This is a genomic window from Pectobacterium aroidearum, from assembly GCF_041228105.1.
GTDB classification, from domain to species: Bacteria; Pseudomonadota; Gammaproteobacteria; order Enterobacterales; family Enterobacteriaceae; genus Pectobacterium; species Pectobacterium aroidearum.
In genome coordinates this window covers 259145-281969 of the sequence record NZ_CP166097.1, presented here as the reverse complement: position 1 = coordinate 281969, position 22825 = coordinate 259145, and the positions used below count along the sequence as shown (strand labels likewise).

Annotated in this window: 18 protein-coding genes and 4 tRNA genes; 3 read left to right on the top strand and 19 right to left on the bottom strand. The window is 52.6% G+C overall.

Annotated elements, in window-relative coordinates:
• Positions 1 to 6: 6 nt before the first annotated feature.
• On the bottom strand, positions 7 to 1371 hold the full coding sequence (purB, locus tag AB8809_RS01215; RefSeq protein WP_015842092.1) for an adenylosuccinate lyase: 1365 nt from the start codon (positions 1369 to 1371) through the stop codon (positions 7 to 9).
• A gap of 247 nt (positions 1372 to 1618) precedes the next feature.
• Here purB and AB8809_RS01210 point away from each other — a divergent pair, with 247 nt between their 5' ends.
• Complete coding sequence (locus AB8809_RS01210; RefSeq protein WP_349856664.1) at positions 1619 to 2926, top strand: histidine-type phosphatase; 1308 nt, start codon at positions 1619 to 1621, stop codon at positions 2924 to 2926.
• A gap of 119 nt (positions 2927 to 3045) precedes the next feature.
• On the opposite strand, the gene AB8809_RS01205 is transcribed toward AB8809_RS01210, so the two are convergent.
• The 18 genes from AB8809_RS01205 to trxA all read right to left on the bottom strand — a co-directional run bounded on the left by AB8809_RS01205 (position 3046) and on the right by trxA (position 19902).
• Positions 3046 to 3122 (bottom strand) — tRNA-Pro (locus AB8809_RS01205).
• A gap of 45 nt (positions 3123 to 3167) precedes the next feature.
• Positions 3168 to 3254, bottom strand: a tRNA-Leu gene (locus tag AB8809_RS01200).
• A gap of 64 nt (positions 3255 to 3318) precedes the next feature.
• Positions 3319 to 3394, bottom strand: a tRNA-His gene (locus tag AB8809_RS01195).
• A 121-nt stretch (positions 3395 to 3515) separates the two neighbouring features.
• Positions 3516 to 3592 (bottom strand) — tRNA-Arg (locus AB8809_RS01190).
• A gap of 139 nt (positions 3593 to 3731) precedes the next feature.
• The gene (locus AB8809_RS01185) at positions 3732 to 5123 is read right to left on the bottom strand and encodes an amino acid permease (RefSeq protein ID WP_349856665.1); all 1392 of its coding nucleotides are present in this window, start codon (positions 5121 to 5123) and stop codon (positions 3732 to 3734) included.
• A gap of 286 nt (positions 5124 to 5409) precedes the next feature.
• Positions 5410 to 6159: a lipopolysaccharide N-acetylmannosaminouronosyltransferase gene (gene wecG, locus AB8809_RS01180; protein ID WP_256554183.1), complete on the bottom strand. Its 750-nt coding sequence runs from the start codon at positions 6157 to 6159 to the stop codon at positions 5410 to 5412.
• On the bottom strand, positions 6156 to 7547 hold the full coding sequence (gene wzyE / locus AB8809_RS01175) for an ECA oligosaccharide polymerase (RefSeq protein ID WP_349856666.1): 1392 nt from the start codon (positions 7545 to 7547) through the stop codon (positions 6156 to 6158). The genes wecG and wzyE overlap by 4 nt, the downstream gene beginning before the upstream one ends.
• The gene (locus tag AB8809_RS01170) at positions 7544 to 8629 is read right to left on the bottom strand and encodes a TDP-N-acetylfucosamine:lipid II N-acetylfucosaminyltransferase (protein WP_300996153.1); all 1086 of its coding nucleotides are present in this window, start codon (positions 8627 to 8629) and stop codon (positions 7544 to 7546) included. The genes wzyE and AB8809_RS01170 overlap by 4 nt, the downstream gene beginning before the upstream one ends.
• Complete coding sequence (gene wzxE, locus AB8809_RS01165) at positions 8626 to 9876, bottom strand: lipid III flippase WzxE (protein ID WP_349856667.1); 1251 nt, start codon at positions 9874 to 9876, stop codon at positions 8626 to 8628. Before wzxE ends, AB8809_RS01170 begins: the two co-directional genes overlap by 4 nt.
• Position 9877: 1 nt before the next feature.
• The gene (rffA, locus tag AB8809_RS01160; RefSeq protein ID WP_181845223.1) at positions 9878 to 11008 is read right to left on the bottom strand and encodes a dTDP-4-amino-4,6-dideoxygalactose transaminase; all 1131 of its coding nucleotides are present in this window, start codon (positions 11006 to 11008) and stop codon (positions 9878 to 9880) included.
• Between the two features lie 4 nt (positions 11009 to 11012).
• A complete protein-coding gene (wecD, locus tag AB8809_RS01155) occupies positions 11013 to 11744 on the bottom strand; it encodes a dTDP-4-amino-4,6-dideoxy-D-galactose acyltransferase (protein ID WP_349856668.1) in 732 nt (243 codons plus the stop codon).
• Positions 11745 to 11782: 38 nt separating this feature from the next.
• Complete coding sequence (rffG, locus tag AB8809_RS01150) at positions 11783 to 12856, bottom strand: dTDP-glucose 4,6-dehydratase (protein WP_180779377.1); 1074 nt, start codon at positions 12854 to 12856, stop codon at positions 11783 to 11785.
• Positions 12847 to 14109, bottom strand: coding sequence for a UDP-N-acetyl-D-mannosamine dehydrogenase (wecC, locus tag AB8809_RS01145; protein WP_349856669.1), 1263 nt, complete (start codon positions 14107 to 14109; stop codon positions 12847 to 12849). Before wecC ends, rffG begins: the two co-directional genes overlap by 10 nt.
• A 157-nt stretch (positions 14110 to 14266) precedes the next feature.
• Positions 14267 to 15391, bottom strand: coding sequence for a non-hydrolyzing UDP-N-acetylglucosamine 2-epimerase (wecB, locus tag AB8809_RS01140; protein WP_015842103.1), 1125 nt, complete (start codon positions 15389 to 15391; stop codon positions 14267 to 14269).
• A 70-nt stretch (positions 15392 to 15461) separates the two neighbouring features.
• On the bottom strand, positions 15462 to 16508 hold the full coding sequence (gene wzzE, locus AB8809_RS01135) for an ECA polysaccharide chain length modulation protein (protein WP_015842104.1): 1047 nt from the start codon (positions 16506 to 16508) through the stop codon (positions 15462 to 15464).
• 21 nt (positions 16509 to 16529) lie between these two features.
• Positions 16530 to 17627, bottom strand: a complete 1098-nt coding sequence (gene wecA / locus AB8809_RS01130) for a UDP-N-acetylglucosamine--undecaprenyl-phosphate N-acetylglucosaminephosphotransferase (RefSeq protein WP_182100867.1) — start codon at positions 17625 to 17627, stop codon at positions 16530 to 16532.
• Positions 17628 to 17834: 207 nt separating this feature from the next.
• Positions 17835 to 19094, bottom strand: coding sequence for a transcription termination factor Rho (gene rho / locus AB8809_RS01125; protein ID WP_180743812.1), 1260 nt, complete (start codon positions 19092 to 19094; stop codon positions 17835 to 17837).
• Between the two features lie 481 nt (positions 19095 to 19575).
• Positions 19576 to 19902: a thioredoxin TrxA gene (gene trxA, locus AB8809_RS01120; RefSeq protein ID WP_010283883.1), complete on the bottom strand. Its 327-nt coding sequence runs from the start codon at positions 19900 to 19902 to the stop codon at positions 19576 to 19578.
• Between the two features lie 118 nt (positions 19903 to 20020).
• On the opposite strand from trxA, the gene rhlB reads away from it, so the two are divergent.
• Positions 20021 to 21313 (top strand): ATP-dependent RNA helicase RhlB, encoded by a 1293-nt coding sequence (gene rhlB / locus AB8809_RS01115; protein WP_015842107.1) that lies wholly within the window; start codon positions 20021 to 20023, stop codon positions 21311 to 21313.
• Positions 21314 to 21319: 6 nt separating this feature from the next.
• A complete protein-coding gene (gene ppx, locus AB8809_RS01110; protein ID WP_180779381.1) occupies positions 21320 to 22816 on the top strand; it encodes an exopolyphosphatase in 1497 nt (498 codons plus the stop codon).
• The last annotated feature ends 9 nt before the right edge of the window (positions 22817 to 22825 follow it).

The window sequence follows — 22825 nt, the reverse complement described above, 5'->3', positions numbered from 1 at the left end:
GTCACCTTATGCTGGCAGCAGGCCGGAGTTATCCGCATAGCGAATCACGTCATCAACCTTCTGCGGCGCACTGCCAACGTAGTTAGCCGGATTCAGCCATTCGTCCAGATCGGCGGCGGTCACCTGCTCAGAAAGCACCGGATGAGCCAGCAACACCGATTTAAAGGACTGATTTTGCTCGAATGCCTGCATTGAGCATTCGTAAACCAGATGGTGAGCGGTCTGCTTACCAAGACGTTTACCAATCTCGAACATGACTTTCTCGGACAGCAGCAGGCCATTTTGCAGATCGAGATTCGCCAGCATTTGCTTCTCGTTGACGGACATCCCACGCAGGATGCCAAGCGCGTTCTGAAGCTGAGCAGACAGATAGATATTGATTTCCGGCAATGCAATCCACTCCGCACGCCAGCTCATCGCATCACGCTCGTGCTCAACTTTCATGGATTCATGAATCAGCGCGGCGCTCTTGAACAGCGGTGCAGTCAGGCTCGCCAGCCCTTCCAATGCGGCAGGGTTACGTTTATGCGGCATGGTGGTAGAACCGATTTTCCCTTCGGAGAACGGCTCTTCGATTTCGTTAATCTCGGTGCGCATCAGGTTGTACAGCTCGTTGCCGATTTTACCCAGCGTACCGCTGATCAGCACCGCAACAGAGGCGTATTCGGAGAAGCGATCACGGGCAGACTGCCAGCCGATATTCGGCGTATTCAGTCCCAGTTTATCCAGCGTCAGACGCTCGATTTCCGGCCCTTGTTCGCCAAAAGAAGCATAGGTACAGATGGCACCGTTGATGTTGCCGACAAGAACACGTTCCTTGATTTCAGTCAGACGTTCGAGGTGACGGATAAATTCATCCAGCCAGACGGCCAGTTTGAAGCCAAACGTGGTGGGAAGCGCCTGCATACCGTGGGTACGACCCGCCATCAGCGTGTGTTGATATTTCTTCGCCAGACGCTTCAGCTCAACGGCCAGCAGTTGTGTATCTCTTACAACAATATCAAAAGATTGTTTCAGCTGTAACACTGTCGCGGTATCAACGATGTCCTGTGTGGTAACACCGTAGTGAATAAATTCCCCCGCAGCGCCGCACTGTTTCTGAATCGCGGCAATCGTCGGCATCAGAGAGTGCTTCATGCGTGCCGCATCTTTTGCAATCTCTTCAACGTTAAGCGCGCTTGCGTCAGCGTTTTCTGCAATGGTTTTTGCCGCATCCAGCGGAATGACGCCCAGTTCACCCTCGGCAAGCGCCAGGGCAACTTCAACGTCGACCTGCTTAGTCAGGCGATTATGCTCGGACCAGACGCCGCGCATTTCAGGCGTGCCAAAATTATTCCCTATAAGAAGAAAATCAATAAGATGTGATGCCATAATTAACTCGTTAGTGTTGGATTTATCAGGCGGGATTTATATCGTCTTTTTAATTTTTAAAAATATAACATGCGGAAATTATGCGCTTTATACCTTTGGGATCTATCTTAGATCAAAAAGTTTGATTGCAAACTATGCATGTAGAAATGTTCGCTAACACTCTCTGCCGAGCTAAAAAGCCCGTTTGTCATCTTCCTCTTCCTACAATGAAATTCCTTATCCGAATGACCGCTGACGAAGGATTATCATGCTTTCCCACACGACATGGCGTATGCCCCGTACCTTATTGATTACCATGATCATTGTTTCAGCATTCTCTACTCAGGCCCAGGCTCAGGATCGCTACCAGCTGGAAAAGGTGGTTGAAGTCAGCCGTCATGGCGTACGCCCTCCAACAGAATCCAACACGACGACGCTAGAGTCCGGCACGGCACGAGAGTGGCCGCAGTGGGTCACGCACGATGGTGAATTAACCGGACACGGCTATGCTGCCACCGTGCTAAAAGGGCGCTATGAAGGCGAGTATTATCGTCAGCAGCACCTGTTCGCTTCAGGTTGTCCCACGGAGCAGCAGATTTATGTGCTCGCCAGCCCGTTACAACGCACCCGTGCGACCGCACAGGCCTACATGGATGGCATGTTTCCCGGCTGTGGCGTAGCAACGCACACCGTTGAGGATGAAAAACACGATCCGCTATTCCACGGGGATAAAATGGGGATTGGCACGCTTGACCCCGAGCGGGCCAAGGCCGAGGTGCTGAAAGCGATGGGAGGCGATCTTAATATCGCCTATCAGCATCTTCAGCCCAGCATCGAGCAGTTGAAGCAGATCGTATGCAAGGCGGATAAACCGTGCCCGGTGTTTGATAAACCGTGGGCGATAAAGCAGGATAAAGACGGTTCGATTTCTATCAGCGGTCTGAATACGCTGGCGAATATGAGCGAGGTTTTTCTGCTGGAGTACAGTGAAAACCTGCCGCAGGCACAGGTCGCGTTTGGTCACGTCCGCAACACACAGGATCTCACTCCGCTGATGGCTCCAATGACGGCTAAATACGATTTCACCAACGATGTTCCCTATATCGCACAGCGCGGCGGCTCACTACTCATGCAGCAAATCGCACAGGCTCTGGCACAGGGAACGCAGGAAGCGCAGGACACCACACAAGGGGAGCCGCCGGCAGCGCCTTACTTGCTGTATGTGGCACATGACACCAACATCGCCTATCTGCGCACGCTGTTGCCGTTTCATTGGCAACTACCCGGCGACACCGCCGATAACATTCCACCGGCGGGCAGTCTGGTATTCGAACGCTGGCGTGATACCACCACTCAGCAGCGTTTTTTGCGCGTCTATTTCCAGGCACAATCGCTGGATCAGATCCGTTCTCTGACGCCACTGAGCGATCGGCAGCCGCTACTGAAAGAAGAATTGACCTCTCAGGGCTGCCAGCAGACGGAAAAAGGCACGCTGTGTCCTTTTGATACCGTACTAAAATCAATGCGAGAAAGTATAGATAGCAGCGCGCTGGCACCCGTGCATTACGCGCTGTAACGTGCCACGTTACAGGCAGCTACGTCTTGTCGGGTTGAAAAATCCGACAAGTTTTTTGCAGGAGAAGGCAAATCACAGACGAAAAAAAGCACATCTTTCGATGTGCTTTTTCTTGTAATTGGTCGGCGAGAGAGGATTCGAACCTCCGACCCACTGGTCCCAAACCAGTTGCGCTACCAAGCTGCGCTACTCGCCGAATTTACTGCTTTTTCTGAACATCACTGATGTTCTCGTTTGTGTGTGGTGCGAAGAGAGGGACTTGAACCCTCACGTCCGTAAGAACACTAACACCTGAAGCTAGCGCGTCTACCAATTCCGCCACCTTCGCATAACTCACAAACTCTTTTATTAACGAAAAGACGTTAATAAACCAAGTAATCAACTACAAAATCTGGGGTGGCTAATGGGACTCGAACCCACGACAACTGGAATCACAATCCAGGGCTCTACCAACTGAGCTATAGCCACCATAACCACATTTTACGTCTATTACTTGTTACGCGGTACTTCCTTTTTACGGGATACTTTCTTTACTAAAAAAAGTGTACCACCGCAGCTCTTGCACACAACATACTTCATAAAAATATAATGGTGCGCCCGACAGGATTCGAACCTGAGACCTCTGCCTCCGGAGGGCAGCGCTCTATCCAGCTGAGCTACGGGCGCTTAGCGCCGTTGCGGGGCGGGATATTACGGGCTTAGTGACTGGCTGTCTAGTGCTTTTTTATCGAAATGATGCGTTTGATTATGATTTGTTCATTTCAAGCTAAATAACATACAGTTACGCCCTTCCCGCCCCCAGATACTACGATTTACCGCCTGCCAGCGACGTTTTTTTACCTAATCCCAGTGCGAAATAACACAGGCTGACCACGGCTAAAAAGGCGATACCGACCAACAAAGACATCCGCGTATCGATATTGATGTACATACCTACCAGCACACATAGCAAAAATGCCATCGTCAGGTAGTTTACCCACGGGAACAATATCGATTTAAACGGATGTGCGGCCAGCGCGGCACGATGCTGTTCACGAAAGCGCAGTTGGCTAATCAACACCACAAACCACGGTACCATACCCGGCAGTACGCTCGCGCTATAGACATAAACAAAGACTTTTTCCGGGTTAGGGATAATGTAGTTCAGCACCGACCCGGCCATCAGGCAAAGAATCGAAATCATAACGCCCGCAGCCGGTACGCCACTGGCCGTTACTTTACCTAACCAGGCAGGAAGCTGGCGATTGTTGGCCAGCGAATACAGCATACGTCCACAGCTATACATACCGCTGTTACACCCCGACAGCGCAGCCGTCAGCACCACAAAGTTGATGATGCCCGCCGCTGCCGTGATACCGATTTTCGCAAACGTCAGCACAAACGGACTGCCGGACGTGCCGATTTCATTCCAGGGGAAAATCGTGACGATAACGAAGATCGCGCCCACATAGAAAATCAGGATACGCCACAGAATGTTGTTGATTGCTCGCTTCAGCGTCACCTGCGGATTTTTCGCCTCACCGGCCGTGATACCGACCAGCTCAACGCCCTGATAAGACGCCACCACCAGACAGAGTGCAAACAGCAGACCTTTCCAGCCTCCGGCCAGAAAACCGCCGTGTTCGGTCAGATTACTGAATCCGGTCGCCTGACCGTGGTTACCAAAGCCGAAGAAAATAATGCCGACGCCGACGACAATCATCACAACGATGGTGGTGATTTTTATCATTGCGAACCAGAATTCAATTTCACCATATAGCCTGACCGCTGCAAGGTTTGCGCCCGCCACCAGCGCAACCGCGGCGATAGCGGGTATCCACTGTGGCAAATCGGGGAACCAGTACTGCACATATACGCCGATGGCGGTAATTTCAGAAATCCCAACGGCCATCCACATAAACCAATAACCCCATGCGGTGAGATAACCGAAAAAGGGATTCATGTATTTATGCGCATAGACGGCAAACGATCCCGCGACCGGCTCCAGATAGAGCATTTCACCCATTGAGCGCATGATGAAGAAAACGAAGATCCCAGCGACAATATAGGCCAGCAATACCGATGGCCCTGCCCACTTCAGCGCACTGGCCGCGCCCATAAACAGCCCGACGCCAATCGTGCCACCCAGCGCAATCAGCTCAATATGTCGGGCTTCTAACCCCCGATGGAGTTTTTCCTGCTTTACATCTTCTGCCATATATCCTCTGTCTTTATGTTGTGCTTATCCCGGCTGCTGCCGGTTATTGTTCTTATTCGTAAATACGATCGAGTAGAAAGAACATACCCTTGCCTCAAATTAGCGGCCATGAAAATACCGTAATGTGAGAGTGAATAACACATCAGGGATGACGAATACGCCAAAGATAGAATTCTGTATTTCCAATAGGCTGGCAAACAGACAATTAAAATCGAATAGGAATAAAAACTCAGGGTGATATATCGCGGAGAAAGGTTGGCGCGTTGAACGCGCCAATTCAGTGAGGCTACAGACGACCGCTGTAGTGATAAGCGACATACTTCAACAGCTTAAACTGCCGAAAAATACGACTCGGCTGGGACAGCAAGCGATACAGCCACTCCAACCCCAAGTTTTGCCATACCAGCGGGGCGCGCTTCACATGGCCGGTAAAGACGTCATACGTCCCGCCCACGCCCATGTACAACGCATCAGGATAATGGTGGCGACAATCGCGCATCAGAATTTCCTGCCGCGGTGACCCCATTGCCACGGTAACAAGCTGTGCACCACTGGCGCGAATACGCTCAAACAACGCATCGCGCTGCTCTGGCGCAAAATAGCCATCCTGGCTGCCGACAATATTCACGTTCCACTGCGCCCGTAGTTTCGCTTCCGTTTGTGCCAGCACATCAGGTTTACCACCCACCAGAAAAACCGGCGTTCCCTCTTTACCTGCCCGTTCCATTAGCGCTTCCCACAGGTCGGCGCCCGCAATCCGCGTGACGTCAGCCTGCGGGTATTTGCGCCGAATGGAGCGCACAATACTAATGCCGTCCGCATATTTATACTCTGCGCGATCGAGCAGCGTACGCAACGCCACATCTTTCTCTGCCGTAAGCACTTTCTCAGCGTTAATCGCGACAAGTGTTCCCGTTTCAACCCGTTCTCCTGCAAACAGGTAATCAACGAACTGCGCCATATTGCGGAAACCGTGAATGGGCAAATCCCGAATGGTATACAGAGGAATTGTCTCTGTGGTTTTTAACGCTGTCATAGCTGCTCCTTTATCACCGGATCCGGTACGGTATTGGGTGTCGGCACCAGCGGCGTCGCACGCATACGCATCAGACGCTGCCGGATGAGTCCAGCGCTTTCCAGTAACCAGTAGAGCAGCTTGGCAACCAGCAGGCACAGGCCAAATACCAGACAGAAAAACACCACGCGTGAAACAAAAGAATCGACGCCTTCACGCGTCAGCACAATAATATTGAACACCGCGCCGAAACAGAACGCCTGCAAAATCGCGGCCTTGTAGCGATTGCTGTCGTTCTTCCCTAATTCGTACACCCAGTCGAACCACTTGATCACCAACCCGACTGCAATTGCCCCCAACGGGATAAACAGCACACCGCCCATCACTACCAGTGACCCCAGCAGCGTGGGTGATATCGCCAGCCCGGAGTGGTTATTCAACACTTCCCAGGTGAAATAGTTCGCGCTGTTTAACACCAGATTCGGGCGATCCGGCCATAGCCAGGAGGGAATAAAGACGTAGAAATCACGGGCAATCGGTGCCAACCCCTGAAATTCAATCTTGTCGTAGTTCTGCCACAACAGCGCCAGATTCTCCCAGGGCGAGAAGGTGTCGCGGGTTAAGTAGAGAAAGGTATAGAAGGCGTAATCGCCGCTGACATCCAGCCCATAGCGCTTCAGCGCCAGCCAGAACATCCCGACAATCCCGAACGCGCCAGCCGCAACCAGCATCCACAGCGTAATCCAGCCGCGCACAATGCCAATAAACAGAAACAGCGCGAAGGCGATGATCAGATTTGCACGCGTTCCGCCAACAATCACATAGGTCAGCATCCCAAATGCAACGGTGCCGATGAGGAACATCAGCCACGCACGCTGCGTCTGACGCAGGAAATACACCACCAGCATCGCCGGAATGAAGAAGTAGAAGAAGCGTTTCAACGCCACGCCGGACACATCGCTGGAGAAGATCTGGCTGTAAGAGCGCAGCTTAAACAGCAAAAAGCCATTGTTAAGAAAGAAAATACCGACGGTGGCGACCGCGATCAACGCCAGCAACAGCCAGGTCAGATTGGCTTCAACCCGATTCACCGTCAGGAGTGGCGCACGCGACACAGAGGTTTTCTGGCGCAGTCGCGTCTTATAGCTGACGTAATAGATTGCATAGAACGCCGTCGCAGACAGCATCGCCTGAAGCAGGAACTGCACCGGAACGACGTCAACGCCGAACCGGAACACCAGCACACAGGTAAACGGAAAACCAAAATAGAACGTCAATAAATAGAGCAGGGAAAACAGCACGTTAAAATTAAAACGCACCCGCCGAAACTCCATCCAGGTCAGGCTCAGGATAAAGATGACTGAAATCAGGTAGACGACAAACAGTCCACCAAATTGCCCCAGCGTCATGTTGGTTCTCCCATCGCCAACGCCAGCGCATCCCGCCAGCCTTGTAGATAATTGGGATTAAAGAACGCGATTTGGTGTTTATCGACCGATGCCAGTTGGCGCTGCGCCTCACGCACCAACGCTTCATCCAGCTCGTCACCGTAAAACAGCACGGGCAGGCTCTGTTCTGTCAGATCCTGCCAGAACGGATTTTGCCGACTGATCACGAAAGGTACGCCAAACTGAATCAACAGACATAGCGTCCCGATTCCCTGCTGGCGGTCGAAAATAAAATAGCCCAAATCGCAGGTACGCAGCATGTTGAGATAATCATCAAACGCCAGTTGGTCTTTCAGCAGCTGGAAATTTTTCACGCCGAACAGCGCCAAACCGTCTTTTTCCACCTGCGCGATGTAGGATTCGTTATTCGCAGGGTAGCCCATTGGCACAATCACCCGCACATTTTTCCCGAACTGCTTGTGAATCGCCCGCAGCGCTTCCTGATGACGATTCGTACGATCGCCAGAATTGCCGACCAGAATCGTCATCGGCCCTGCCAGCGGTTTATCCACCTGCATGCCTGTTAGTGCCGGATTCATGCGCGTTGGGAAGTACAGCAATGACGTCGGCACACGAGGCACACGCTGCTGATACCACGCCAGATCGCCACGCGTAGCAAACACGTGTCCAACACGCTTTTGCGCCATGCGCCGAAGCCAATAAAACAGGCGATATTTCAGGCTGCTCGCTTCTTCATACAAATCCGCGCCCCATACGTGCCAGTAAACCTGCTCGGATTTGATTTTTCCGCTCAGCAGCGCCAGCCACAGCGTGGGGTTAAACTGACCGTGCAGGAAAAAGCGCATCTTACGGTTCGCTTTCGCCCTGGCGATGACCGCCTCGGCCAACGTTTTCTTATCCACGCAGGTTTCAATACGCAGCGCGGGAAAATCAGCCGATGAAATGCCATCGCGGGACGCCACGATGAAATGCCGAATCTGCTGTTCGGGAAGTTCCGTCGCCAGTACGTCGTTAAAAAAACGTAAAACGGTCTGGTTATGATGCGGGATATCAGATCCCAATACATGAATCAGTGTCGTCATGCTCGCCTACGGTAAATAATGAATACGCAACAACAAAGCAAAAAATAGACCAGGTAGGTTGCCATATAAGCCTGCGCTGCGCCTTGTGCGCCATAAAGCGGGATCAGCCAGTGCGAAAACCCGGTCAACAGGAGGAACTGGCCGACTTCCGTGAGCAGATAAAAGCGCAGCGCCGCTTTCGCGATGACCAAATAGCCAAAGACGTAAGCGCCCACTTTCATCACATCCCCTACCAACTGCCAAACGAAGAGATCTCTCATTGCCGTAAACTGACTGGAAAACAGCAGCCAGATGGCAAAATCTCGCAGTAGCCACACGCAAAAACTAACGCCTGCCACGACGGGCAGCACAAACTTCAGCGAGCGCACAATCTCCTGCGCCAGCGCAGCCTTGTCCGTCAGACGCGACAGTGTCGGCAACAGATAAACGGTAAAGGAGGCAGTAATAAATTGCAGGTACGCATCGGAAATACTGCTGACGCCCTGCCAGATACCCACTTCATCCCAGCTGTAATGAGCTGCTAGCAGGTTACGCATCATGATATACGCCACAGGCAACGTCACCGCGGTCATCAACGCCATCAGCGTAAACTTGCCCAACTGACCGGCAATAGCGCGCTCCCACGCCGGTTTTAGCGACGCCAGCGACAGTGGCGTGCGTCGCAGTAGCATGATGCCTGCTGGAATCACCAGCAGCGCGGGCACCAGCGCCAGCCCAGCCAGTGCGCCAACGTAGCCACCCAGTTTCAGACAGAGCCAAAAGGCTGCCAGCCCGATCAGGCTACCGCCAATCACCGCCAGCGCGTTGCCTATCGCATCCCGATAGCCTTTGAGGATCGCCAGAAACAGGTTGGCGTAGGCGATACCCATTTGGATAAACGCCAACGCACGCACCACATCACGATAGTCGTCATGCCCAAACAACAGATGAGCAATAGGCGTGGCGGCGGCCAGAAAGAGTATCGCCAGCAGGGTAGAGAAGCCCAGCACCAACGTGACAGACGTACCGAGCAGCGGCTTCAGCCGTTCCGGCTGCTGCTGATACTCCGCCACGTATTTGGTGACACCGTTGAAGATCCCTGCGCCGGCTAACACTCCCAGCACCGTAATCAGCTGGCGGAAATTCCCTGCCATTCCCACGCCGCTGGGGCCAAACGTGACCGCCAACAGTTTGACGACAACCAGCCCCGCGCCGATTTTTATCAGCGTAGAGCCAGCCGTCCATATCGATGCTTTCGCCAACGACATATCAGGAGAAGAAGCTCAGAATGGTATTGATGACGGTCCGCTGATTAACGTCCGACAGGTTATAGAACAGTGGTAAACGCACCAGCCGTTCACTTTCCTGCGTGGTATAGCGATCTTCACCGGAGAAATGACCAAAATTCAAACCAGCTGGGCAACTGTGCAGCGGGATATAATGAAAGACCGTCATGATTTCGGCTTCTTTCATGTAATTGATAAACGCGCTGCGGTCGTCCTGATCGCGCAGTTTGATATAAAACATGTGCGCGTTGTGAATGCCATTGGCAGGCACGGTTGGCAACGTAATACGCCCGGCATCGGCCAGAGATTTGAAGGCCGCGTAGTAGTTCTGCCACAGTTTAAGGCGACGCTCGTTGATCGGCCGCGCGGCTTCCAGCTGTGCCCAGAGATAGGCAGCCTGAATATCCGCCATCAGATAGCTTGAACCGATATCACGCCACGTGTATTTATCCACCTGTCCACGGAAAAACTGGCTACGGTTAGTGCCTTTTTCACGGATGATTTCCGCGCGATCCACCAGTCTGGCGTCATTAATCAGCGTGGCACCGCCCTCACCGCCTGAGGTGTAGTTCTTGGTTTCGTGAAAGCTGAAGCAGCCAATGTGACCAATGGAACCCAGAACACGGCCTTTGTAGCTGGACATCACGCCCTGTGCGGCATCTTCCACGACATATAAATCGTATTTCTTCGCCAGCGCCATAATCGCGTCCATCTCGCAGGCCACGCCTGCGTAGTGAACCGGCACGATAATGCGCGTTTTTTCCGTAATTGCCGCTTCGATTTTCGTTTCGTCAATGTTCATAGTATCCGGACGGATATCAACAAACACGATCTTCGCACCGCGCAGCACAAAGGCGTTAGCGGTGGAAACAAAGGTATAGCTCGGCATGATCACTTCATCGCCGGGCTTCACATCCAGCAGGATAGCGGCCATCTCTAGCGAAGCCGTACAGGAAGGCGTGAGCAGGACTTTTTTACTGCCGGAATAATGTTCCAGCCACTGCTGACAACGGCGGGTGAACCCACCATCACCGCACAATTTACCGCTGCTCATGGCAGCTTGCATATAATCCAGTTCCGTACCGACAACCGGTGGCGCATTAAATGGAATCATGTGATCACCTGTATAACCAATACGCCGTGCTCTCAATCGTGGCACCACGGCGAAGATAAAGACGAAGCGCCGCCACGTTGCCAACCTGCGTCGCGACCCGAAGACGAATCAATCCTTGTTGTCGGCACCACGTTTCCGCCAGCGCCATCAGTTGTGAACCGACGCCCCGTACCGTAACGCCAGGCCAAACGCCCAGTAGTCCGATACGTGCATCCGTGTCATCCACTCTGCGTAGCGTGACCCATCCTTGTGGATTGCCAGCGGTATCTTCCGCCAGTAAACAGCAGTGGTCGAACGTACCGCGCACGGCATTTTCAATCCACTGCGCATAGAAACGCCCGCTATCCTCCGGCTGGTACCACGGAGAACGAAAACGGCTCAGCGCAAAAACACGTGATGCCGCGTTCCTCAGCGCTGGGATATCGTCGGGCACGGCTTCACGCCAGCGCGGTAGCGGCGTAACCACGGTAGCCCGTTGCAGCGAGAGACTGAGATCAACCTCGCCTTCTACCAGTCGAAAACCAAGATCGGCAAGTGCATCCGCCAACACCAGATTGTCCGCCGCAATTTTGGCCTGCGTCAGCGTAAATGCGCTCAGCACATCAGGCGTCAACGCGGGCGCAGCAGGGGAAAAACTCAGTTTACCGCTGTTAAGCTGGAAGAATTCACTCTCCCAGCCCAGCGGTTCAACCGTGGCGCGAATCTCTCCCTGTCCTACTGCTACCGGATGGGTCATTGTTTCGCTCCTTCTTTTTCCGCCATCAGACGCAGGTTTTAATCGTTCAGCCCTAAACGTTCGCCGGCATAAGAACCATCCTGCACGCTGCGCCACCATTTTTCGTTGTTCAGATACCAGTTGACCGTTTTTCTCATGCCCGTCTCAAACGTTTCTTCTGGACGCCAGCCCAGCTCACGTTCAATTTTCCCGGCATCGATCGCGTAGCGCATGTCGTGACCAGGGCGATCTTTCACGTAGGTGATGAGATCGCGGTAATGTTCCACACCCGCGGGCTTATTCGGCGCCAGTTCTTCCAGCAGCGCACAAATGGTCTGCACGACTTCAATGTTTTTGCGCTCGTTGTGACCGCCGATGTTGTACGTTTCGCCGATTTCGCCTTCCGTCACCACTTTGTACAGTGCGCGAGCGTGGTCTTCGACAAACAGCCAGTCGCGGATTTGCGCGCCGTCACCGTAAACCGGCAGCGGTTTACCCGCGACCGCATTCAGGATCACCAGCGGAATCAGCTTCTCAGGGAAATGGTAAGGTCCGTAGTTATTCGAGCAGTTGGTGATGATCGTCGGGAACCCGTAGGTACGCAGCCAGGCGCGAACAAGGTGGTCGCTCGATGCCTTCGATGCGGAATAGGGGCTGCTCGGCGCATAGGACGTCGTCTCGGTGAACAGATCGTCTGTCCCGTGCAGATCGCCAAACACTTCATCAGTAGAGATATGGTGAAAACGGAACGCGCACTTGTCCGCATCAGCCAGACTCTGCCAGTAGTGGCGTGCCGCTTCAAGCATGGTGTAGGTGCCGACAATATTGGTTTCGATAAACGCCGCCGGGCCGTCGATAGAGCGATCGACGTGGCTTTCTGCCGCTAAATGCATTACCAGCGCAGGCTGGTAGGTCTTGAAGACGCGGTCCAGCTCAGCACGATCGCAGATATCCACCTGCTCGAACGCAAAACGTTCGCTATCGGCAACGGGAGCCAGAGAAGACAGGTTACCTGCATAAGTCAGTTTATCGACAATAACGACGCTGTCCTGCGTCTCCGTCAGAATGTATCTGACCAACGCTGAACCAATAAACCCTGCACCGCCGGTAATTAAAATACGTTTCAACGCCATACTCCTTTGGTATCAATAACCCACTGTTGTTTCACATCTTCAGGGTTAATCGCTTTAAACTGACGGTGGTCAACCAGCATTACCAGCACATCGGCTTCTTTTAATGCACTGCTGGTATCGACCAGTTTCACCTGCCCAGCCAATACGGACGGCAAGTGTTTAACATTCGGTTCGACGGCTAACGTCACGCCGGTATTCCACTGTGCAATCATGGACGTAATCCCTACTGCGGGGCTTTCGCGCAGATCGTCAATGTCGGGCTTGAACGCCAGCCCGAAGCAGGCCACCGTGACTTCGCTGGCGCGTTTATCCGTTTGTGCCAGATAATCCGCCACGGCCGCTTTAACGCGATCCACGACCCAGAGTGGTTTGCCATCGTTCACCAGTCTGGCGGTATGAATCAAGCGAGCCTGCTGTGGATTCTGCGCCACGATAAACCAGGGATCGACCGCAATACAGTGCCCGCCGACGCCAGGACCGGGTTGCAGGATATTGACGCGGGGATGGCGGTTTGCCAATCGGATAAGTTCCCATACGTTAATGTTTTGTTCGGCACAAATCAGCGAGAGCTCATTGGCGAAAGCAATGTTGACATCGCGGAAGCTGTTTTCCGTCAGCTTGCACATTTCGGCAGTGCGAGAGTTAGTAACCACACACTCACCTTCGAGGAAGATTTTATATAACTCACTGGCGCGCGCAGAGCACACCGGGGTCATGCCGCCAATGACGCGATCGTTTTTAATCAGCTCAACCACAACCTGGCCGGGAAGCACGCGTTCAGGGCAATAGGCAATATTGATATCCGCCGTTTCCCCCACCTGCTGCGGAAACGTCAAGTCCGCACGCGCATCGGCTAGCCATTCGGCCATTTGCTCAGTTGCACCTACGGGGGATGTCGATTCCAGAATCACCAGATCGCCTTTCTTCAGGACTGGTGCGATGGACGCTGCTGCTGCCTGAACGTAAGCCAGATCGGGGTCGTGATCGCCTTTGAAAGGGGTAGGAACCGCGATCAGGAAAGCATCGGCAGGCATGGGTTTTGTCACGGCCTGAAGGTAGCCATTTTCTACTGCCACTTTGACCAATGAATCCAGATCGGGCTCGACAATATGGATTTCGCCGCGATTAATGGTTTCGACTGCCAGTTTGTTCACATCAACACCGATGACTTTTTTCTGGCGCGATGCAAAGGCCGCAGCGGTGGGTAAACCGATATAGCCTAAACCGATTACGGAAATGGTAGTAAAGCTCATAGTGTCACCATAATTTTTATGTCTGTCACCGCAAGGCGACGTTCAACATGACTCCGAGTAATTTTCGGGCGCTGATGGGTGCTACGCTTAGCGATTTTTTATGTCGGCTATCCCTGCCCGACACCCTTCGGGTCGCTGCAAAAAGCAGCGCTAAAAATCATTGCCTATGATTTTTTAACGCCTCAACAATGCGTTGACAGGCCTGACCGTCGCCATAAGGATTGTGGGCGCGGCTCATTGCCTGATACGCTTCGTCATCCGTTAGCAGCATAGATACCGCATCGACAATGTTAGCCACCTCTGTCCCCACCAGCTTGACCGTACCCGCTTCCACCGCCTCCGGTCGTTCCGTCGTATCACGCATCACCAGTACTGGCTTGCCTAACGACGGGGCTTCTTCCTGAATGCCACCAGAGTCGGTCAAAATCATGTAAGAACGATTCATCAGGTACACGAAAGGCAAATAATCCTGCGGCGCAATCAGCATGACATTATCAATACCGCTCAGGATACGATTCACGGGTTCGCTGACGTTAGGATTGAGGTGAACCGGATACACAATTTGCACTTCAGGGTGGCGACGGGCGATATCCGCCAACGCGCTACAAATGCGCTCAAAGCCACCGCCAAAACTCTCGCGTCGATGTCCGGTAACCAGAATCAGTTTCTTGTTGTCGTCCAAAAAGTCATATTTTTCATCGAGGCTGCGGCGCAGCGCGGCATCCCCGAGAATACGGTCACGTACCCAGAACAGCGCATCAATCACCGTATTACCAGTCACAAAAATATGCCGATCAGACAGGTGCTCACGCAGTAAATTCTGGCGGGAATTTTCCGTCGGGGCAAAATGGTACATCGCCAGGTGCCCGGTCAGTTTACGGTTAGCCTCTTCCGGCCAGGGTGAATACAGATTGCCTGTACGCAATCCTGCTTCTACGTGGCCGACAGGAATACGCTGATAAAAGGCCGCGAGGCTGGTTGCCAGCGTCGTCGTGGTGTCACCGTGTACCAACACCAGATCCGGCTTGAACTCTGCCATGACCGGTTCAAGCCCCGATAAAATCCGGCAGGATATCTCACTGAGTCCCTGTCCCGGTCGCATAATATCCAGATCGTAGTCCGGCGTAATATCGAACAAACGCAGCACCTGATCCAACATCTCCCGATGCTGGGCTGTTACGCAAATTCTCGATTCAAAGGCTCCATCCTGAGCCAGAGCATGAACCAGCGGCGCCATTTTAATGGCTTCCGGCCGGGTGCCGAAAACAGTCAATACTTTCACATTGAATCTCTTTAATCAGGTTAGACGCAGACGCTCGCGAGCGCCCAACGCACATTAGCAAGCCGGTTGGTTAGCGCGGACGGCGAGCCAAGGCAACACCGGCGCCAACGAGCGCACCAATCGCACCCCACATCACCATCAGGAATGCCCGGCGTGGGCTGTCGCGCTTCACCGGTTCTTCCGGCGTACGCAAATAACGATACGTCTGGAAACTGGCCTCAAGCGTTGGGCCAACGTTCAGCGTCGCTAACATCGCGCGATTTTGATCGTAATCCAGTTCGTAATGTGGGCCGCTGGTCTGCAACGTCTCCAGTCGGGCTTGGAGCATCGGTCTGCCGAGCAGGAACATTTCCGATGCGGGGATTTCGTCTGCCGGCGTATCCGTCTGACTACGGCTAATACCTTGCTGCTGGGCGATTTTCAGCGCCAGTTCAACGCTGCGGACTTCGCGATCGTAAATCGCTTTTGCTACCGCTTCCTGACGTTTGATCTGCGACTTCATGAAAATGGTTCTGGCAGCCCAAGCCCCCTTGATCTCTTCATTCAGGTGGTTAGCGGCACGCTGGCTGGCAAAAGCCACATATTGACGCAGCAATGTGTTGGAATCCGCAGAGGTTTCCGCCACCAACTTCACGGAATCATTGGTTTTTTTGCCATCGTCACGCGGTATAAACTGAATATTGCTGACCATGTCATCCAGCAGAGCGGCATCCGCTTTCGCGTCGCCTTCCAGACGCTGCTTGTAATAGTCAGTCTGCAACCAGAAATCGCGACGGGTATCGTAAGCCGCTAATTGCATGATGAATTCATCATAAGCATCAGCCGAAATAGACGGTTGCTCTGGCTGAGGAGTGGAAAAAGACCGGGCGTCGAGGTTACGCAGGAATTGCTGCTGCGAATAATACCCCCCTAGCATATTGACCGTCGGCTTGTCGGTAATCGCTGTCGCACTCCACTCCTGTTTAACAAGATAGGAATAGCCTAATGCCACAACGGCAAAAAGCAGGCCGAACGCTATCGGCCACACCTTTCCCTGCCACAGCAGACGAAATAAACCACGGATATCCAGTTCGTTATCAATCAACGCATTCCCGGTAGACAAGTTCTCTGATTTCATTACTTCCCCAAAATTATTTGGTCAGGATGACTGCTTTTGCTCATCGGAATGCCGCATACGGCGTTTGATTCGCTTGATAAAACGGGCGACCCGCCATGCTCGTTTCAGGCAGTAGCCATACAGTAGAAATGCAAGCAAGAATAATGCCAACATCAACCATTCGGGTATAAAAAAGAAATATTCTCCCAACACGCCGACCGCAGCCAACAAAGCCGCAGCAAGCGTAATCAGCACAAATGCCTGGCGGGAAGAAAACCCCGCACGCATCATTAAATGATGAATGTGCTGTCGATCAGGTGAGAACGGGCTCATCCCTTTGCGTAAGCGCCGATACATAATGGCGATCATATCAATCAGCGGGATAGCGATGATCCACAATGCCGTTACCGGATTAATCGGATGCTGTGGGCCTTGTGTCGTTTGAATCAGGATCCAGATCGCCGTGAAGCCAATCATCGTGCTACCCGCATCCCCCATGAAGACCTTGTAGCGTCGCCCAAAGATACCGAGATTAAGCAGAATATAAGGCAGCGTCGCCGCGATCATGGCAAAACACCACAATGCCAGGTTCGTATGGCCACTCAGATACAGCAAAATCCCCATCGCCCCAAACGAGACACTGGACAAGCCGCCGAGTAACCCATCGATGCCGTCCACCATATTGAACGCATTAATCGCAGCCCAAACGGCAAACAGCGTGACCAGATAACCAAACGGCCCCAGCGCCATCTGCCATGGTCCGAAAATGTGTCCCAGATTGTGTAGCGTCAAGCCGGCAAAGGCCATCATCACTACCGCGACAAACGCCTGCACAACGGCACGAATTTTCACACTGATATCAAAACGATCGTCCAGAATGCCGACGAACACCAGCACGCCCGCGCACAGCAGGTAAAGACGGAAGTTAGGGATATATTGGTCGGTAATAAAGTAGGTAAAGCAGATACCCGCATACACAGAAATACCGCCAACCAAAGGCACAAGACCCCGATGACGTTTACGGTAGTTGGGACGATCGACAAGCCCTATTTTACCCGCGATGCTGCGAGCAAAAAAAAGAAAGCCCAGAGAAAATAAGAAAATAAATAGTAATTCGGTACTCATAGTGAGTAAGTTCACCGTTAACAGCTGCGCTGTAGCTGTTCAGTATAGACTCGGTTTACGCCTTATATCCTATCGCCCACATTGATCGCCAGTACAAATTGAGTGATAACCGCGACTTCCGAGTAGAAAGCCCCTTCACATCCGATCAATTAGGGGATAAAAAAAACGCCACGACCCAGCGTGGCGTTCCCCGAGTTATCCGTAATGGATGAACGCCCGGATTTATGAACGTTTCATCATATCGAAGAATTCATCGTTGGTTTTTGTCATCGCCAACTTGTTGATCAGGAATTCCATCGCGTCGATCTCACCCATTGGGTGGATGATCTTGCGTAGAATCCACATCTTCTGCAATTCTTCAGAGGTGGTAAGCAATTCTTCTTTACGCGTACCAGAGCGGTTGTAGTCAATCGCTGGGAAGACGCGTTTTTCTGCGATTTTACGTGCCAGGTGCAGTTCCATGTTACCTGTACCTTTAAACTCTTCGTAAATCACTTCGTCCATCTTGGAGCCGGTATCAACCAGCGCGGTGGCGATGATAGTCAGGCTACCGCCTTCCTCAACGTTACGTGCCGCACCGAAGAAACGCTTCGGACGATGCAGGGCGTTGGCATCCACACCACCAGTCAACACTTTGCCCGAGGCAGGAACAACGGTGTTGTAGGCACGCGCCAGACGGGTAATGGAGTCCAGCAGGATGATAACGTCTTTCTTATGCTCAACCAGACGCTTCGCTTTTTCGATCACCATTTCGGCAACCTGAACGTGACGAGAAGCCGGTTCGTCGAACGTTGACGCAACAACTTCACCTTTCACCAGACGCTGCATCTCGGTAACTTCTTCCGGACGTTCGTCAATCAGCAGAACCATCAGTACGCAGTCAGGATGGTTGTAAGCAATGCTCTGCGCAATGTTCTGCAGCAGCATGGTTTTACCGGCTTTAGGCGGCGCAACGATCAGACCACGTTGACCACGGCCAATCGGCGAAGCCAGATCCAACACACGCGCCGTCAGATCTTCTGTCGACCCGTTACCGCGTTCCATACGCAGACGAGAGTTTGCATGCAGTGGCGTGAGGTTTTCGAACAGGATCTTGTTGCGGGAGTTTTCAGGTTTGTCATAGTTGACTTCGTTAACTTTCAGCAGCGCAAAGTAGCGTTCACCTTCTTTCGGCGGACGAATCTTGCCAGAAATGGTGTCACCAGTGCGGAGGTTAAAACGGCGGATTTGGCTGGGAGAAACGTAGATATCATCGGGGCCTGCGAGGTAGGAGCTGTCTGCTGAGCGGAGGAAGCCGAAGCCATCCTGCAATATCTCCAGCACACCATCGCCGAAAATATCCTCGCCGCTTTTGGCATGCTGTTTCAGAATAGCGAAGATAATATCCTGTTTACGCATGCGAGCCTGGTTTTCCAGACCCATATTTTCGCCAAGAGCAATTAACTCAGAAACTGGCGTATTCTTTAATTCGGTAAGATTCATAGTGGTGGGTTCTTTAACTCGGGGTAAATCTCGAACTATTAACGTGAATGGTATGGCAGGATCATCCGTGCCTCTATAACAGCCTTCAACCACCGGATTCCTGTCTGGTTTCACACCTGAAGCGCATTACATCCGCGCAAAACAACATCCGCATAAACGATATCCGCATAAATCAACGGCAGGAGATCGAAGACACATAAAACCAAGTATTATAAAACTAGTAGTAGACTGCCCAAATCGAACCACGATCGCGTTGTAAAAATTACTTTATAAAACAACGAGTTTTTCGATTTCGACACAGAATAATGCTTTAGACTCTAACTTTCAGGCTTAAGCCTAAGGGCTTAAACATAGGCAAGTACGATATGCAGTGATGAAGAATCTAACACGCTTCCCGACGAGCGGCAAGCAGTCAATATGAGAATTGCATATTGCCCGATTGCGCCCGCCGACAATACCCTTTTGAAGGGTATCAAGCTAATTACAGATTCGCCGTCAGGAACTCTTTCAGTTGCCCTTTGGACAGTGCGCCGACTTTTGTCGCAGCGACTTCGCCGTTTTTAAACAGCAACAGAGTAGGAATGCCACGGATACCATATTTCGGCGCAGTCGCCGGGTTTTCATCAATGTTCAGTTTGGTAACCGTCAGTTTGCCTTCAAACTCTTCGGCGATTTCATCCAGAATAGGAGCGATCATTTTGCAAGGACCGCACCACTCAGCCCAGAAATCAACCAGGATAGCGCCCTCAGCTTGCAGTACTTTCGTGCCGAAACTGTCATCAGTCAGGTGAATTATTTTATCGCTCATATTTTACTCCGCAGGATTATTTCTACCTTGTTGGTGTAGCATTGACCAACAACGGCTTGACTTTATTTCACCGGATACGCTTTCGTAAAGCAATAGTTAGCTGATATTCTACCACACTATGAGCAAAACACACTTAACTGAACAGAAGTTTTCCGACTTCGCCCTGCACCCGCAGGTTATTGAAGCTCTTGAAAGCAAAGGGTTTCATAACTGTACGCCTATTCAGGCGTTAGCTCTGCCATTGGCTCTGTCAGGGCGTGATGTTGCAGGTCAGGCGCAAACCGGTACCGGCAAGACGCTGGCTTTTCTCGCGTCTACTTTCCATTATTTGCTTTCACACCCTGCAAACGCAGAGCGTCAAACCAATCAACCCCGTGCCTTAATTATGGCACCAACGCGTGAACTGGCCGTCCAGATTCACTCTGACGCAGAAGCGCTGTCTCACCTTACCGGGTTAAAACTGGGTTTAGCCTACGGTGGAGACGGCTACGACAAGCAGCTTAAGGTGCTGGAAAACGGCGTTGATATTCTGATCGGCACCACCGGTCGCCTAATTGATTACGCCAAACAAAACCATATCAATCTGGGCGCGATTCAGGTCGTCGTGCTGGACGAAGCGGATCGTATGTACGATCTCGGCTTCATCAAAGATATTCGCTGGCTGTTCCGCCGTATGCCACCAGCAGCACAACGTCTGAACATGCTCTTTTCCGCAACGCTCTCCTACCGGGTGCGTGAGCTCGCGTTTGAACAGATGAATAACGCAGAGTACGTGGAAGTTGAACCGGAACAGAAAACCGGCCATCGCATTAAAGAAGAACTGTTTTATCCATCCAACGAAGAAAAAATGCGTCTGCTCCAGACACTGCTGGAAGAAGAGTGGCCGGATCGTTGCATCATTTTCGCGAATACCAAGCATCGCTGCGAAGACATCTGGGGTCACCTGGCTGCCGACGGTCATCGCGTTGGGCTACTGACGGGCGACGTCGCACAGAAAAAACGTCTGCGTATTCTGGAAGAATTTACCCAAGGTAATCTGGATATTCTGGTCGCAACGGACGTTGCAGCACGCGGTTTACATATTCCTTCTGTGACCCACGTTTTCAACTACGACCTGCCGGATGATTGCGAAGACTACGTTCACCGTATTGGCCGTACTGGCCGTGCGGGACAAAGCGGATTTTCTATCAGCCTGGCCTGCGAAGAGTACGCGCTGAACCTCCCGGCTATCGAGACCTATATTGGTCACAGCATCCCGGTCAGCAAATACAACAGCGATGCGCTGATGAATGATTTACCCGCGCCGAAGCGTTTAACGCGCCCACCGCGCTCCAATAATGGCCCGCGCCGACACAACAATGCGCCGCGCCGCAGTGGAGCGCCCCGTAATAACCGTAAACGAGCGGATTAACCGTCGATGCTGAGCTCTTCTTCACTTTACGCTGCCATCGATCTCGGCTCGAACAGCTTCCATATGCTGGTCGCCCGGGAAACCGCAGGCAGCATTCAGACGCTGGCGAAAATAAAGCGTAAAGTCCGCCTTGCGGCAGGGCTGGATAAACAGAATCGGCTCTCGCAGGACGCAATGCAGCGCGGCTGGCAGTGTCTACAACTGTTCTCCGAACGGTTGCAAGACATCCCGCAGGATCAGGTGCGCGTTGTCGCGACCGCCACCCTGCGGCTGGCAACGAATGCTGACGAGTTTCTGCAACGGGCCCAGGAAATTCTGGGTTTACCGATTCAGGTTATCAGCGGTGAAGAAGAAGCACGCCTGATTTATCAAGGCGTAGCACATACGACGGGCGGCCCGGATGCGCGTCTGGTCGTGGATATTGGCGGTGGCAGCACCGAGCTGGCAACAGGGGTTGGCGCAAAAACGACCCAGTTGATCAGCCTCCCGATGGGATGCGTAACGTGGCTGGATCGCTATTTCAGCGACCGCAATCTGGAAGCCGGTAATTTTGAACGTGCTGAACAGGCGGCACGTGAAATGTTGCGTCCCGTTGCCGCTTCTCTGCGCGAGCAGGGTTGGCAAATCTGCGTCGGTGCCTCCGGTACAGTACAAGCGCTACAGGAAATCATGGTCGCGCAGGGAATGGATGAGTACATTACCCTGCCGAAGCTCAGGCAGCTTAAAGAACATGCGATTCAGTGCGATAAGCTGGAAGAGTTGGAAATTGAAGGCCTGACGCTGGAACGTGCGCTGGTTTTTCCCAGCGGATTAGCCATCCTGTTGGCGATCTTCCAGGAACTCGACATCAAAACGATGACGCTGGCAGGCGGAGCGCTGCGTGAAGGGCTGGTCTATGGCATGTTGCATCTGCCTGTCGATCAGGACATCCGCCATCGCACGCTGGAAACGCTGCAACGTCGCTATCTGCTGGATGTCGAACAGGCGAAACGCGTCAGTACGCTGGCAGACAATTTTCTGCAACAGGTTGCCCGCGACTGGCAGTTAGATAACCGATGTCGCGAGTTACTGCGCAGTGCCTGTCTGGTGCACGAAATCGGTTTGAGCATCGATTTTCGCCAGTCTCCCCAGCATGCAGCCTATTTGATTCGCCATAGCGATCTCCCCGGCTTTACGCCAGCCCAGAAGAAGCTGTTAGCCACACTCCTGCAAAACCAGATTAACCCTGTCGATTTAATGCCGCTGAGTCAGCAGAATGCGCTGCCGGTCAACCAGGCACAGCGCCTGTGTCGCCTGTTGCGTCTGGCGATTATTTTTGCCAGCCGCCGCCGCGATGACACGCTGCCAGCCGTACGATTGCGCGTAGAAGGCGAAACGCTGCGTTTGATTCTGCCTGCTGGCTGGCTGGCGCAGCATCCATTACGAGCAGAAATGCTGGAACAGGAAAGCCGCTGGCAGAGCTACGTACACTGGCCGCTGATGCTGGAAGAAACCCCAGCTTAACGGGGGGAA

Bases quoted from the DNA above. Each gene is read 5' to 3' on its own strand.
- AB8809_RS01170 (WP_300996153.1), bottom strand. From the start codon at position 8,629: ATGACGACACTGATTCATGTATTGGGATCTGATATCCCGCATCATAAC.
- rffG (WP_180779377.1), bottom strand. From the start codon at position 12,856: ATGGCGTTGAAACGTATTTTAATTACCGGCGGTGCAGGGTTTATTGGT.
- rhlB (WP_015842107.1), top strand. From the start codon at position 20,021: ATGAGCAAAACACACTTAACTGAACAGAAGTTTTCCGACTTCGCCCTG.
- rffA (WP_181845223.1), bottom strand. From the start codon at position 11,008: ATGATTCCATTTAATGCGCCACCGGTTGTCGGTACGGAACTGGATTAT.
- ppx (WP_180779381.1), top strand. From the start codon at position 21,320: ATGCTGAGCTCTTCTTCACTTTACGCTGCCATCGATCTCGGCTCGAAC.
- wecC (WP_349856669.1), bottom strand. From the start codon at position 14,109: ATGAGCTTTACTACCATTTCCGTAATCGGTTTAGGCTATATCGGTTTA.
- wzzE (WP_015842104.1), bottom strand. From the start codon at position 16,508: ATGAAATCAGAGAACTTGTCTACCGGGAATGCGTTGATTGATAACGAA.
- AB8809_RS01210 (WP_349856664.1), top strand. From the start codon at position 1,619: ATGCTTTCCCACACGACATGGCGTATGCCCCGTACCTTATTGATTACC.
- trxA (WP_010283883.1), bottom strand. From the start codon at position 19,902: ATGAGCGATAAAATAATTCACCTGACTGATGACAGTTTCGGCACGAAA.
- AB8809_RS01185 (WP_349856665.1), bottom strand. From the start codon at position 5,123: ATGGCAGAAGATGTAAAGCAGGAAAAACTCCATCGGGGGTTAGAAGCC.
- wecG (WP_256554183.1), bottom strand. From the start codon at position 6,159: ATGACAGCGTTAAAAACCACAGAGACAATTCCTCTGTATACCATTCGG.
- wzyE (WP_349856666.1), bottom strand. From the start codon at position 7,547: ATGACGCTGGGGCAATTTGGTGGACTGTTTGTCGTCTACCTGATTTCA.
- wzxE (WP_349856667.1), bottom strand. From the start codon at position 9,876: ATGTCGTTGGCGAAAGCATCGATATGGACGGCTGGCTCTACGCTGATA.
- wecD (WP_349856668.1), bottom strand. From the start codon at position 11,744: ATGACCCATCCGGTAGCAGTAGGACAGGGAGAGATTCGCGCCACGGTT.
- purB (WP_015842092.1), bottom strand. From the start codon at position 1,371: ATGGCATCACATCTTATTGATTTTCTTCTTATAGGGAATAATTTTGGC.
- rho (WP_180743812.1), bottom strand. From the start codon at position 19,094: ATGAATCTTACCGAATTAAAGAATACGCCAGTTTCTGAGTTAATTGCT.